The 13,773-nt window shown below is 38.9% G+C and carries 9 protein-coding genes; 5 read left to right on the top strand and 4 right to left on the bottom strand.

Annotated elements, in window-relative coordinates; all coding sequences use genetic code 11:
- The first annotated feature begins 6 nt into the window (after positions 1-6).
- Entirely contained in the window at positions 7-1,497 is a 1,491-nt protein-coding gene (locus BFL47_RS04385; protein WP_069658590.1) for a RagB/SusD family nutrient uptake outer membrane protein, read from the top strand.
- Between the two features lie 105 nt (positions 1,498-1,602).
- Here BFL47_RS04385 and BFL47_RS04390 read toward each other — a convergent pair whose 3' ends face one another.
- The 3 genes from BFL47_RS04390 to BFL47_RS04400 form a co-directional block, all read right to left on the bottom strand.
- Positions 1,603-1,893: a chaperone modulator CbpM gene (locus BFL47_RS04390; protein WP_069658641.1), complete on the bottom strand. Its 291-nt coding sequence runs from the start codon at positions 1,891-1,893 to the stop codon at positions 1,603-1,605.
- Between the two features lie 9 nt (positions 1,894-1,902).
- Positions 1,903-2,814 (bottom strand): DnaJ C-terminal domain-containing protein, encoded by a 912-nt coding sequence (locus BFL47_RS04395; RefSeq protein WP_069658642.1) that lies wholly within the window; start codon positions 2,812-2,814, stop codon positions 1,903-1,905.
- A gap of 139 nt (positions 2,815-2,953) precedes the next feature.
- Positions 2,954-3,268: an HPF/RaiA family ribosome-associated protein gene (locus tag BFL47_RS04400; RefSeq protein WP_069658591.1), complete on the bottom strand. Its 315-nt coding sequence runs from the start codon at positions 3,266-3,268 to the stop codon at positions 2,954-2,956.
- A gap of 313 nt (positions 3,269-3,581) precedes the next feature.
- On the opposite strand from BFL47_RS04400, the gene BFL47_RS04405 reads away from it, so the two are divergent.
- Together BFL47_RS04405 and BFL47_RS04410 are read left to right on the top strand one after the other, a co-directional pair.
- Positions 3,582-4,799, top strand: coding sequence for an exonuclease SbcCD subunit D C-terminal domain-containing protein (locus BFL47_RS04405; protein ID WP_069658592.1), 1,218 nt, complete (start codon positions 3,582-3,584; stop codon positions 4,797-4,799).
- 2 nt (positions 4,800-4,801) lie between these two features.
- On the top strand, positions 4,802-8,464 hold the full coding sequence (locus tag BFL47_RS04410; protein WP_069658593.1) for an AAA family ATPase: 3,663 nt from the start codon (positions 4,802-4,804) through the stop codon (positions 8,462-8,464).
- 32 nt (positions 8,465-8,496) lie between these two features.
- On the opposite strand, the gene BFL47_RS04415 is transcribed toward BFL47_RS04410, so the two are convergent.
- Positions 8,497-9,492: a glycoside hydrolase family 43 protein gene (locus BFL47_RS04415; RefSeq protein WP_069658594.1), complete on the bottom strand. Its 996-nt coding sequence runs from the start codon at positions 9,490-9,492 to the stop codon at positions 8,497-8,499.
- 128 nt (positions 9,493-9,620) lie between these two features.
- Between BFL47_RS04415 and BFL47_RS04420 the strand changes: the two genes are divergently transcribed.
- Positions 9,621-12,440: a M16 family metallopeptidase gene (locus BFL47_RS04420; RefSeq protein WP_069658595.1), complete on the top strand. Its 2,820-nt coding sequence runs from the start codon at positions 9,621-9,623 to the stop codon at positions 12,438-12,440.
- 7 nt (positions 12,441-12,447) lie between these two features.
- Positions 12,448-13,773, top strand: a complete 1,326-nt coding sequence (xseA, locus tag BFL47_RS04425) for an exodeoxyribonuclease VII large subunit (protein ID WP_069658596.1) — start codon at positions 12,448-12,450, stop codon at positions 13,771-13,773.

Raw genomic sequence — 13,773 nt, forward strand, 5'->3', positions numbered from 1 at the left:
CTCACCATGAAACAACTATCAAAAACTATAAAACAAACATTACGGTATAGTTTGGCGGCGTTAATACTAATGTCGTCCACTATATCTTGTAAAAAGGAGCTGGAATCAAAGGTATACACTGAATTGACACCAGAAAATTTCTTTAAGTCAGAGGCTGATTTTAATGCGGCATTAATCACGCTCTATTCTACCATGACGAGTAACTGGGGTAATCCTGATCCAGGTGCATCAACCTGGTATTCCTCTTTTTATTCGCCTGATATATCATCCTATTGGTTGAAAAGTATGATCAGTACCGATGAAATGGGTACAGATGGGCAACCTGATCTTGTTAACTTTACATTTGGACCTTCCACATGGCAAGGAGGTAATGATCCTATTTATTCTAAAGTTCGCTATGTGGCCAGAGCAACCGATATTATTGACAAGATCGGCACAGCAACAGGGGTAAGTGATGACGTTAAAACCAAGTACCTGGCAGAAGCAAAATGCATGCGTGCCTGGATCATGTATAATATCTATGATTTCTTTGGAGCGGTAAACGTAAAACTGGATCCTGCTGTGCTGGGCGATAATGCAATTACCCCTCGCATGAGTGATGCAGATTACGTGAATCAAATGATTGTCGACCTGACGGAAGCTCTACCCGGACTTCCGGATAAGTATAATGCAGATGCACAAAACTGGGGACGTATTTCTAAGGGTGTGGCTCGGATGCTCTTACTCAAAGTCTACATGCATACCCATCAATGGAGTCTGGCTGAAGTAACCGGTAAAGAAATATTAGGGATGGGTTATACTTTGGAGCAAAAATATGCTGATGTTTTTATCAAGAAACAGAATAATGAACTGATTTATGCTATACCATCAAATGAAGCTCTGCCTAATATTTACCCAACAGAAGTACTTCCAACAGACTTTGCAAGTTCAGGGAGTTATAGGTTTTCTACAGGCTGGTATGCCTATTGGATGCCCTGGTCATTTTATGATAAGTATGAGTCCGGAGATCTAAGAAAGAGTACCATATTTGATAGCTATACCAATACGCAAGGTAAGGTAATCAATCGCAGCAATGGATTGCGGGCAGCCATTCCAATGAAATACACAGGTATACAAGGAAGCGGACCCGGATACACAACAGACGTGGTGGTATTCAGACTAGCAGAGGTGCTCTTGTCTGTTGCGGAAGCCATAAATGAACAACGCGGACCTGCCGAGGCTTATCAATATGTCAACCAGGTTAGAAAGAGAGCAGGAATAAATGATTTTTCAGGAATGAACACCGAAACATTCCGAAATGCGATTCTTGATGAGCGTGCACGGGAACTTTATGCTGAGGGTACACGTCGCCAAGACTTGATCAGGCACAATTTGTTTATTTCAAATGCAATTGCACGAGGTAAAACAAATGCGAAGCCGTACATGGTTTTATTTCCTATTCCGAGCAATGTGATGATTGAAGGAGCGGGAACCATTACTCAAAATTCAGGATATTAAGTTTGGTAATAAATGGTTAGAAGGGAGTCTGTATTTATATAGATTCGCTTCTAACTATTCTTAATTTTAAAGAGAATTTCGGGTATAAAAGAGCTGTTTAATAGGCTATTCATAAAAGTGGAGTTTGTTTTTTAAGTTCTCCATCTCCTCTCGCATTTCCTGCATGCGTTGAAGAAGATTTACGATAGCATCTATTCCTGCAATATTTATCTCCAGGTCCTGATGAAGCCTTGTCATCTGCTCAAGTTGTTGCAATTGACTATGTAGAATGAATTTTTCTTCTTCTACCAATTGAAGGTCCAATAGGCCCGATTCTTCCAATAGAAGAATAAAAGAGTAGTCAATCTCATGATAGGTACAAAAAACGGTTGCTTTAATTAATTCTTCTGTTGCCATTTTCTTCATTTATAATTGAGCAAGTTCTTTAAATAATTCTTTTTGTTTATCGGTCAGATTTACTGGTATTTGAATAGAATAGGTGATATAGAGATCGCCAAATTCGTTTTCAGTTTTGTATAGCGGTAGTCCTTTCCCTTTAAGCTTATTTTTTGTTCCGTTCTGCGTTTCAGGTTTTACCTTTACTTTCACTTTTCCATTTAAAGTTTCGGTAACAATCTCTCCACCCAGTATAGCAGTGTAAAGATCCAATGGAACGGTGCTATACAGATCTTTGCCATCCCGTTTAAAGTGGGCATCATCCTGAATTAAAAACGTGATCAACAAATCTCCCGAAGGTCCATTATTTGCTCCAGGTGCTCCATGACCTGTAATTTTAATAACCTGGCCGTTTTCTATACCGGCTGGAATGGTAATTCGAATGCTTTTACCGTTTACAGACAACGTCTGTTTATGTGTTTCGACCGTATCCAGCAAACTTAAATGAAGTTCAGTTTGATAATCCTGGCCACGGTATTTGGCCTGCCTTTTATTACCTGATGTTCTATTATTTCCAAACATAGACTGAAAAAAATCGGAGAAATCTCCACCTTGACCAAAGCCATCAAAATCATAACCTCCTGTAGCATTAGTCCCCCCGGATGTCCCTGGGTTATAAGAAGAGCCTCGTTGTTGTGCCTGTTCATAGGCTTCCGAGTTTTGCCAATGTTCTCCATATTGGTCGTACTTTTTGCGTTTTTCCTTATCGCTCAATACCTCATTGGCTTCATTTATTTGCTGAAACTTTAAATTAGCCTCTTTATTATCAGGATTGAGATCGGGATGGTACTTGCGGGCTAACTTACGGTAAGCGGTTTTTATGTCTTTCTCTGTAGCGTTCTTTTCAACACCAAGTAATTTGTAGTAATCAATATAAGCCATAATATAAGGTTCCTTCTTATTGAACATTTTATTTAAACAATGGTGTTTATTAAATTAATAAGTTTAAGGGCTAACAAGGATTATAAAAGGATGGAGAATTATGAGAATTAACCATCAAAATTTATTAAATAATATGCAATTAGTGATTTTTTAAACGTCCAACTACGGTATCAAGGGCTGCTTTTAGCTTTACCACAGCTCCTTTAACGGCATGCTCAGTACTGTCTCCCTGACCGGTTACAGCAATAGGCTGTAGCCCCTCAAGACGTGCTTCAATCATGCAACGTTTATCATTAGGTCCTTCTTTACTTCCGTTCTCATCAGAAATATGAACTTCTAATCTTGTAATGTGATCGCTGAATCTGGTTAATTCATTAGTAATTAAGGTAGTTAAGGAAGCATCAAATTTTTCGCTTACGGTTATATTTTTGTCTGTATTAAATTGGATTGTCATAGTGTTAAATTTAAATTGTTTTGTTGTTATTTATTGAAATAATATTTTAACAAATTGTACTGTACAGTAAAGGAATAACCAGGTGTTATGTTTGACTTGTTAATGTTTACCAATGTAGACATAATTTATGATTAGGCTAAATCAAGGTTTTATTTGATTGGCAAATTCAATCATTATTTTAAGGAATTCCAAATATTCGCAGAGCCAGTACTTTCTTTGATTGTTTCTATTAGGAAGCTTTGCTTTTTATTAAATCTAAAAAATGAAAAATTGTATGCGTAAATAGCAATCATATTACGAAGTTTGTTTTTATATGAAAGTCCTTCATACCGCCGACTGGCATTTAGGTAAAAAATTAGAACAGTGTGAACGAACAGAAGAGCATCAGTATTTTCTGGATTGGCTGATTGAGGAACTCAATGCCCATTGCATTGAAGTGCTCATTATAGCAGGTGATATTTTTGATACAGGGAGTCCTTCCAATACCTCTTTGGAGCAGTATTATAATTTCCTGTGGAAAGTGAAGGGTACTTGTTGCCGGGAAGTGATTATCATTGGTGGCAATCATGATTCAATCAGCACATTAAATGCACCAAAAGAACTATTGCGTTTTTTTAATATTCATGTCATAGGAGGTGTTCCCTTGGATATTAATGATCAGATCATACCAATCCGGAATGAACAGCAAGAAATTCAATTAGTAATCTGCGCCATTCCATTTTTGCGTGACCGAGATGTACGGCTTTCTGTAGCGGGAGAATCTGCCCTTGATCGTGAAGCACGGATTAAACAGGGCATCTGTGCGCATTATAATAATTTCCGCAAGCATATAGCAACATTCAAACAACAAGGGATCCCTGTCATTGCTACAGGGCATCTCTTTGCTGCAGGATCCAGTACATCTGATAGTGAGAAAGAAATTCATGTTGGAAACCTGGGACAGATCTGTGGTGATCAGTTTCCCGAAGAATTTAACTATATAGCGCTAGGACATATTCACCGTCCTCAGATTGTGAATAAGATGAATCACGTCCGTTATTCCGGATCACCAATTCCATTAAGTTTTTCGGAGACAGAAGATCATAAACAAGTACTTATTCTTGAATTTGACCAAGAGCATAACCTGCATATTGAGGAACTGATCGTTCCTTCCAGCAGACGGCTTATTCGTATGAAAGGAAGTATGGATTCCATAAAAAAACAGATCGAATTGCTGGAAGATCAAGCACTCCGGTTTCCTGCCTGGATAGAGCTGCAAATTGAAACCGATAAATTTATTCATGACCTGGATGAGCAGTTGGATCAACTAATAAAAACCAAACCTTTCATAGAGCGCTTCTTTCCAAGGCAGATTAGGAGCCGACAAAGTCAAAGTTTGAATGAACAGCAAATCATAGCAAGCGCTTTAAATGAGCTTGATCCTAAAACTGTTTTTTTGAAACGCTGTGAATCGGAACTACCCGATGCAGATTACACCGATCTGATGCACATGTTTAATGAAGTGTTGGAGCATATGGATCAAAAAGATTAATAATGAAGATATTAAGTGTACGCTTTTTGAATTTAAATTCGCTTAAGGGTGAACATCAGATTCGCTTTGATGAATATCCCTTTACTGAAAGTGGTCTATTCGCGATAACAGGTCCAACAGGTGCCGGCAAAACGACTATTCTGGATGCTATAACAGTAGCCTTATATGGCCGTGTACATCGTCACGATCGTGATGTATCTGAAAATATGACACGACATACCGCAGAGTCATTTTCAGAGGTTGAATTTGAAGTAAAAGCGAAATCTTACCGTGCTAAATGGTCGCAAAGAAGGAGTAGAGGCAAGGTAGACGGCACACTTCAAACGCATAAAATGGAGCTTATTGATCTAAGTTCTTCTGAAGTCATTATCAATCACCCATTGGCAGAGGTATTACAGTATATTGTGGATCTATGCGGATTAGATTATAACCAATTTCTGCGTTCGGTGATGCTTTCGCAGGGCGACTTTACCCAGTTTTTGAAATCAAAAGAGAATGAGCGGAGTGAACTGTTAGAGCGCATTACGGATACAGCGATTTATTCAGATATTTCTAAATATGTATATGATAGGGCGAGGACCGAAAAGGATAAGCTTGAAAATCTGAAATTGCAGCTCAATAGCACTGAATTATTATCAGATGAGGAGATTCGGGCACTACAAGTTTCCCTTGAAGAGCTAATTAACGCAGATAAGAGTGCCCGGGCTTCTCTGCAGGAAGCGAATTCAAAGCGAAACTGGCTTTTAGGCCTTGTTAAACTCAGCGCACAGCAGATAAACCAGAAACTATATTTAGATGAACAAACAGCCTTGCATCTGCAGCATAAGCAAGATTTTGAACGGTTGTCTTCTCATCATGTAGCGGAATCGTTTAGGCCTGCGCTTAAGGAAATACAAAGCCAGAAGGATCAGCAGGTAACCAAACAAGCTTTATTAGAAAAATTGGAACTTGATTTTCCAATTATTCAGGAGCAATTGACAAAGGCACAGCAAGATCTTTTACTTGCTAAAAATTCAGCTGAACAACAAGAAAGTGTAATAAAGGATGTGGAACCTTTATTACAGGAAGTGTCGCGTAAAGATGCTTCTATAGAGGTGATTAAGGGGCAGTTTCTACGCACCGAATCTTTACTAAAGGAGGCAGGAAAAGAACTGGATCAGAAACAAAAAGAACAGGAGCAGCGATCTGAAGAATTACTAAAAGTAGAAGGTGCTACCAAAGAGCTCGAAGATTGGCTATTGAACAATCCTCAGGACCAAGATCTGGATAAAACGATCCTAATGTTTGAACAGTATCGAAAGGAGTTGCTAAGTGCGGAAAGATTGCTTCAGGTTAACTCATTAAGTATTGCAGATGCTTTGAATGAAGAAAAAAAGCTAAAGGAACTTTCAGTAATCACCAATAAAAAGATTGAAGGATTAAAACAGAATTTAATCATTAAAACAGATGAATTAAACTCTTATCAACAAAAAGTAGCCGAGGGTCAGCCTTTAGAGGAGTTAGAAGTAACGGCATCCGGTTTACCCTCCATCATCGGGATCTGCCAGGGGCAACTTAAACTAGCCAAAGATATCTCCTTAGTAAAACAAAACAGCGAAGACTTAAATAAGCAGCTAAACGAATACCAGAAGTCTTTTGATAGTAAGAATAATCTTTTAACCGGCTTACAACAGGAAAAAACAGCAGCTGATCTGATCCTCGAGGAGTATAAAAAAAAGGTAGAAATTGAACTACGTATTCAGAATTATGATGCTGATCGCGACCAGCTCCAGGTAGAGCAACCCTGTCCATTATGTGGCTCTACGGAACATCCCTTTGTGCATGGTCATTATAAAAGTAAGGTCAATCTGGCTGAACAGGAAAGAGATGCGCATGCACTACGAGTTAAGAAATTAACAATTTTATTAAATGAGGCCAGTCTTGATGTAAAAGGGTTGAGTGTCAATTTATCTGCCACAACCAACCAACTAACAACGCTTAAAGAAAGACTTTCAAAGCTCGAAGAAGAGTTTGCTTCGCAAAATAAGTTATTACCCGTTCCGCTTTCTTTAGATAAACCAGCCGTAATTGAAGCGGTTATCGATAAAAAGCAAAAAGAGCTGGATATGCTACAGCAAAAGATTAAGACCCTAAGGGATTTACAAAAGACCATCGCTCTTTTTCAATCAGCCTGTGCAGATACTCAGCATGCCATTGATAACAATGGCACACGATTGGAATCCAGCTTGAATCAGTTAAAGCAGGTTGAAGATCAACTGCTGAAATTGCAAAAAGATACTGAACAAATCAAGGCAGCTCAAGTAACGGCAGAAAATCAGATCAAAGAACTTCTAACTCCCTTCAAACTAACCGGTACTGGTGCCGAAATCAGTATCACGCTGAATGAAAGGGCAGATCGGTTTCGCAAAAATACGCGGTCAGTACAGACACATTTACTTAAAAGGACTGAGCTGGCATCATTTCTGGAAAGTACCAAAGAAGCTATACTGGAGAAAAAGCTCCTTTATGATCAGCGGTCAAAAGCCTTTAATCAGGAAAAGAATCAGTTGAGTGTGCATACCTCAGAACGAACAGAGCTTTTTGGGGATAAGAACCCTGATTTGGAACGCGAGCGTCTAACCGGTTTATTGCGGATTGAAAGAGATCGGGTAGAAAAATTCAGAGTAATAGAAAATGGCTATACGGGAACCTTGCAGGTTACAGAAACAAAAATAGGGCAGTATCAAACCGACTTAGAACAGCTCCATGTACATATTGAACAATTATATGCACAGCTTAACGAAACGCTGCTTAAAAAAGAGATTTCTTCTATTGAAGAGCTAAATGCTTTATTTCTTGATCCTTCTATTGCTGAACGTTTAGATATCCTAGAAAAAAATATTTCTACTTCCGTTGCAACCGGAAGACAAGTGCTGAAAAGTACTCAAGACGAGCTTCTTAACGAAAGAAACAAGAATCTAACCACCCTTTCTGATGAAGAACTCGAAGAACAAGCACAATCTTTCGAAGTTTTAACCTCTTCTTTAAACCAGCAGATGGGTGTAAATAAACAAAAACTGGATGAAGATACCCGCTTAAAGCTGAAGTCAAAAGACTTAGTGGAACAGGCAAAAGCGCAGAAGTTTGAATATGACAGATGGCAAAAAATGTCTGCATTAATTGGCTCAGACAATGGAAGACGATTTAGCAATTTTGCTCAGGGTCTAACGCTTGCCCGCCTGACAGAACTGGCTAATATTCACCTCTTAAAGCTCAGCGATAGGTATCAGATTCTTAAAACTCCGGCTAAGGATCTTGAAATTCAGATTATAGATGGTTATCAGGCAGATGTAGTGCGACCAATGGCCACACTCTCAGGTGGTGAAAGCTTTTTAGTGAGTCTTGCTTTAGCGCTGGGCTTGTCCGATTTGGCAAGTTGCAAGACCCAAATCAACTCCCTATTCATTGATGAAGGTTTTGGGACATTGGATGCTGATACCCTTGATGTCGCTATTTCAGCTTTAGAAAACCTTCAGGCGAATGGAAAGACCATTGGTATAATATCACATGTGGAAGCACTAAAAGAACGTATAGCTACACAGATCCAGGTTGGCAAACAACCTGGAGGAGTAAGTACTATTAAGGTGATCCATTATGGCACTGAAGTATCAGGCATTTCTGCTTAGTTAAGGCTGTTCATTCTGCCTGGTTAAGCAGTTTATTTAACAGGCTTAACCCCTTCCGAAGTCATAATAATGCGTTTAATGGTTCCATCTTTATTGTAAAACAGTTCATCTATACATACAGAACGGTGAAAACTACCTGCATCCGCTGCTAATGCGCCGTTATGATAGATGAAATAACTTTTGCCTTTGAAATCAATGATGGCCTGGTGATTCGTATTTGAATTACCTGCTATTTCATTAATAATACCCTTGTAAGCCCAGGGTCCGGTGATGCTTTTGCTCATCGCATAAGCTATTTTTTCGGGGAACTCATAGGCATAGGACAGGTAATACCAGTCATTGTGTTTATGAATCCATGGTGCCTCTGTAAAATGCGGCAATTTAACGGTGTTAATCGGACCGTCGAGCTCGATCATATTAGGCTTAAGTTTAGCATAGTAACAGGCCGTATTTCCCCAGAATAAATAGGCTTGTCCCTGATCGTCGATAATAACTGTAGGATCAATATCATCCCAGGAGATAGATGCTGCCTTAGTCATATCATTGGTAATAATGGCAGAACCCCGGGCATCTTTAAAAGGGCCGGTAGGACTATCCGATACAGCAACACCAATAGATTTGCCATGAATCGTGCCATGAGATACCGAAACATACCAATAGAACTTTCCATTCCGCTCGATTACCTGCGATGCCCATGCATCATCTTTAGCCCAGCTGAAATCTGCTGCCCTTAAAGGGATCGGATGCTCGGTCCAATTCACCAGATCTGAAGAGGAAAAGCATAACCAATCGTGCATGACATAGCTATTTTTCCCTACCGGAGCTACATCATTGCCTGTATAAATATAAACCTTATCTTTATAAACAATCGCAGCAGGATCTGCAGTATATTTATGTTTGATAATAGGGTTTCCATCTGATTTGAAAGTGGTATCCTTTAAGTTTGTTTGATTATTTGAAGCAATGGATTGAAGGCTTAACAAAGATAGAGCGCCAAAGACGATCAAGTTAAATTTTTGATTATACATACAGACAAGTAGTGATTTACGTTTAAATGTTGGTTATTAACTATTGTAAAGATAATGTTTTTAAATTAGTGTCATAATGACCTTTGATAATATATGTTTAATTGATCTTAACCCATATCATATTGCAGATGAAGTATCCTAATCGAATTATTTTTATGCTCGTAGCATTGGTTATGAGCTCTTTTTTTGGATCCGCACAGACGAAAATACCACTCGATGCGCAAGTCAGAACCGGTAAACTAGCCAATGGCTTTACCTATTATATCCGTAAAAATACAGAGCCTAAAAACCGTGTGCAACTGTATCTGGCGTTAAAAGCCGGATCAATTTTAGAAAATGATACACAACAGGGTTTGGCGCATTTTATGGAGCACATGAGCTTCAACGGGACCAAAAACTATCCTAAAAATGAATTAGTTAATTATCTGCAAAAGTCAGGTATTCGTTTCGGTGCAGATTTGAATGCTTATACCAGCTTTGACGAAACAGTTTACCAATTGCCACTTCCAACAGATGACCCAGAACTGCTTAAAAATGGGTTGCAAATCATGCGTGACTGGGCACAGGATGCCTTACTTGATCCCTCCGAAATAACCAAAGAAAGAGGAGTCGTTCTCGAAGAAAAGCGATTAGGAAAAGGAGCTCAGGAGAGAATGCAGAACAAGTATCTTCCAGCTATCTTAAATCAATCACGTTATGCCAATCGTTTGCCTATAGGAACTGATGAAGTATTAAACAACTTTAAACCTGCTACATTAACACAGTTTTATAAAGACTGGTACCGCCCAAATTTGCAGGCGTTAATTGTTGTAGGTGATATTGATGTGGCTCAGATGGAAAAAATGATCAAGGATAAATTTTCCGATTTAAAGAACCCCGCCAATGCGCCCAAAAGAATAGAGTATAAAATCCCTTTGCTTAATAAAAATCAGTTTATTGCCGTAACTGATAAGGAAATGCAATATACAGTTGCGCAAGTGATCATAAAACATCCTGGAACTGAAATCATCACCACAACAGATCTTCGGAACAGTATTATCAGATCCCTATATAATCAAATGATGGATGCCCGTTTTTCCGAATTGATGAAACAGGCTGATCCTCCTTTTCTTCAGGGAGGAAGTGATATTGGTAATTTTCTTGCTGGTCTTGATGCTGCAACTGCTGTAGTGGTAGCTAAACCCGGTGAGCTTGAAAAAGGATTCAAGGCTGTATTTACGGAGCTGGAAAAGGTCAAGAAATTTGGTTTTACCTCCACTGAACTGAATCGTGTTAAGGAAACCTACTTAACTGGAATGGAAGCCGCTTTAAAAGAAAAAGATAAAACCAGTTCAGAGAATTATGTTCAGGAATACGTGAAGCTATTTCTAAAAGGAACTGCAAGTCCCGGTATTGAATATGAATTTAACTATGCAAAAAAGACACTCCCTGGAATTTCCCTTGCAGAAGTGAATGGATTAACGAAAAGGTACCTGACGGATGTAAATCGTGATGTAATTATTATGGCTCCAGAGAAGGATCTTGCAAGTTTGCCTAAAGAAGCTACCGTTAATTCCTGGATTAAAGAAGTTACAAGTTCAAATGTGCTGGCATATGTAGATCAGGTATCTGATAAGCCGTTAATGGATGTTAAACCTCAGCCAGGAAAGATTGTTGCTGAGAAAAAGGATGAAAAGGTAGGTTTTACAGAATTGACTCTAAGTAATGGAGTAAAGGTCATTTTAAAACCTACTGATTTTAAAAATGATGAGATCCTGATTAATGCCTTTAGTCCAGGTGGGACCTCTTTATACCCAGATTCCTTATACGAATCTGCCTCTTTTGCCAGTGCTCTTGTTGCCCGGAGTGGTTTAGCTTCTTTCAACTCTATTCAGTTGCCAAAGTTATTGAATGGTAAATTAGTATCTATAAACCCTTACATTACAGAAAGGACAGAGGGTATTGCCGGATCTTCTGCGCCTAAAGATCTGGAAACAGCTTTTCAGCTGATTAACCTGTATTTTACACAACCACGTCTGGATCAGGAAATTTTTCAATCTGTTATTCAACAACAACGAGGTGTATTGGCTAATCGTTCTGATGATCCAAATAGTGTGTTCAGTGATACGATATCCGCTGTTATGGGGAGTCATAACGTGAGACGCACCGGACCTACTCTCGAAAAATTAAACCAGGTTAAGGCCGATCAGGTTCTTACAGTGTATAAAGACCGTTTCGCTGATGCAGGTGACTTTACCTTCAGCTTTGTTGGTAATTTTGATATTGAGAAAATCAAACCTTTACTTGAACAATATCTCGGATCATTGCCTACGACAAAAAGAGTTGAAGAAGCCAGAGATTTAAATATCAGTGCTCCTTTAGGATTGGTTGAGAAAAAGGTCTACAAGGGACAAGAACCAAAAGCAACGGTTCGTTTGGTGTTTGGTGGATATTATACCTATAACACCGAAAATAACAATCAAATAGATGCATTAGCAGAGGTATTGCAAATTAAATTAATTGACCGTTTGCGTGAAGAGGAAAGCGGTGTATACAGTCCGGGCGCAAGAGCCAGTTATACTAAGTATCCAAAAAATAAATTTTCCTTTACTGTATCTTTTGGCTGTGGTCCCGAAAATGTAGACAAGCTGATTGCAGCTACTCTTGATGAAATTAACAAATTGAAAGCAAATGGTGCACAAGCATCAGACATAGGAAAATTCCTTGCTGAAGAAAAGCGGAGTACCGAAGTTCAGCTTAAGCAAAATGGTTTTTGGTCTGGATATTTATCTTCTTCTTATCAATTACAAGAAGATCCGGATCAAATTCTTACTTATGTAGAGTCATTAAAAAAGATTACCCCTGAAAGTTTAAAAGAGGCGGCTAATACTTATTTAAGTGGTAAAAATCTGATCAAATTAATTCTTTTGCCAGAGGATAAAACGACTGCTAAAGCGAAACAAAACTAAAGTATACATGCAATCTTACCTCAGTCTGCAACAATTTCTCCTTAACATTCAGGGAAAACTCAAATATTCTTTCCCTGAAAGTTATTGGATTAAAGCTGAGCTGGCAGGTGTACGCAAAGTGGGCAAACATGTCTATTTTGAACTCATCCAGTTAAGCAGCGGGCAAAAGGTCGCACAAATAAGAGGTACTGCCTTTCATGCAGAAGGTACCCAGGCAATTTCGGAATTTGAAATGACCACTGGTCAGAAATTTGCTGATGGAATCAAGATAGGACTTCGTGCCACAGTAAACTACCATCCCGTATATGGATTGAGTTTAAATCTGCTGGAACTGGATGCTGAACTTACAATTGGAGGTATTGAGCTTCAGCGTAAACAAACGCTGGAGCAATTACTTCTGAAAAATCCAGGAGTTATCATGCTCCGGGACGGCCTTTATTCGACACCAAATAAACTGTTGCCCATTCCTTTGGCCATTCAACGTGTAGCAGTTATCACATCGTTATCTTCAGATGCTTTTGCCGATTTTATGCATTGTCTGAAGACCAACGATCATGATTATCACTTCTATACAGACATCTATGAGGCATTGGTGCATGGTTATTCAACCACAATATCCATCATGGCAGCAATGGATCAAATTTTAGCTTCAGGTAAAAAGTATGACGTAGTAGTTTTAATCCGGGGAGGCGGGGCACCTGCTGATTTCCTTCCATTTGATGACTATGATCTGGCTCTTCGGGTTGCGACATTCTCAATACCCATAGTGACGGGTATCGGACATCAAATGAATCAGGGAATAGCTGATTTCTTTGCGAGGATCCACATGAAAACCCCTACTATGGCTGCCCAGTATATGATAGACTACAATGCTCAGTTTGAAAGCAGACTTTATTTATTGTCTGAATCAATCAATAAAATTGCCCTGGCATTGTATGTTTCGCGCAACAATCAGTTCTTAATGCTCCAATCTAAAATAGTTTCGATCACGAAGGGAGCTCTACAAAATAAGACCTTTCAGCTATTTCAAGTGGAATCTAATTTAGTTCCATCGGTGTTTAGAGTATTAAAAAATGAGGCGTTGAAGCTTGAGCAGAAGTCTTTGCAAATTAGTTTTCGATTGCCTTTTTATTTTACAGCGATGCAGAAAAACCTGTTGCACCTGCAAGAGCATATTCAAAGTTTAAGTCCGCAAAGACTTCTCAAACGTGGATTTGTATTAATAAAGAAGAATGGCACTTATGTCGTAAACGAGAAATTGAACCCTGGTGAAGCGATAGAGATAATTCAAGAAACCAGTATTTACCAAGCTGAAATAATAAAAAAACTATAA

The organism is Arcticibacter eurypsychrophilus, assembly GCF_001730525.1.
Lineage (GTDB): Bacteria > Bacteroidota > Bacteroidia > Sphingobacteriales > Sphingobacteriaceae > Arcticibacter > Arcticibacter eurypsychrophilus.

Coding starts and splice junctions, on each gene's coding strand:
- BFL47_RS04385 (WP_069658590.1), top strand. CDS start 7: ATGAAACAACTATCAAAAACTATAAAACAAACATTACGGTATAGTTTG.
- BFL47_RS04390 (WP_069658641.1), bottom strand. CDS start 1,893: ATGGCAACAGAAGAATTAATTAAAGCAACCGTTTTTTGTACCTATCAT.
- BFL47_RS04395 (WP_069658642.1), bottom strand. CDS start 2,814: ATGGCTTATATTGATTACTACAAATTACTTGGTGTTGAAAAGAACGCT.
- BFL47_RS04400 (WP_069658591.1), bottom strand. CDS start 3,268: ATGACAATCCAATTTAATACAGACAAAAATATAACCGTAAGCGAAAAA.
- BFL47_RS04405 (WP_069658592.1), top strand. CDS start 3,582: ATGAAAGTCCTTCATACCGCCGACTGGCATTTAGGTAAAAAATTAGAA.
- BFL47_RS04410 (WP_069658593.1), top strand. CDS start 4,802: ATGAAGATATTAAGTGTACGCTTTTTGAATTTAAATTCGCTTAAGGGT.
- BFL47_RS04415 (WP_069658594.1), bottom strand. CDS start 9,492: ATGTATAATCAAAAATTTAACTTGATCGTCTTTGGCGCTCTATCTTTG.
- BFL47_RS04420 (WP_069658595.1), top strand. CDS start 9,621: ATGAAGTATCCTAATCGAATTATTTTTATGCTCGTAGCATTGGTTATG.
- xseA (WP_069658596.1), top strand. CDS start 12,448: ATGCAATCTTACCTCAGTCTGCAACAATTTCTCCTTAACATTCAGGGA.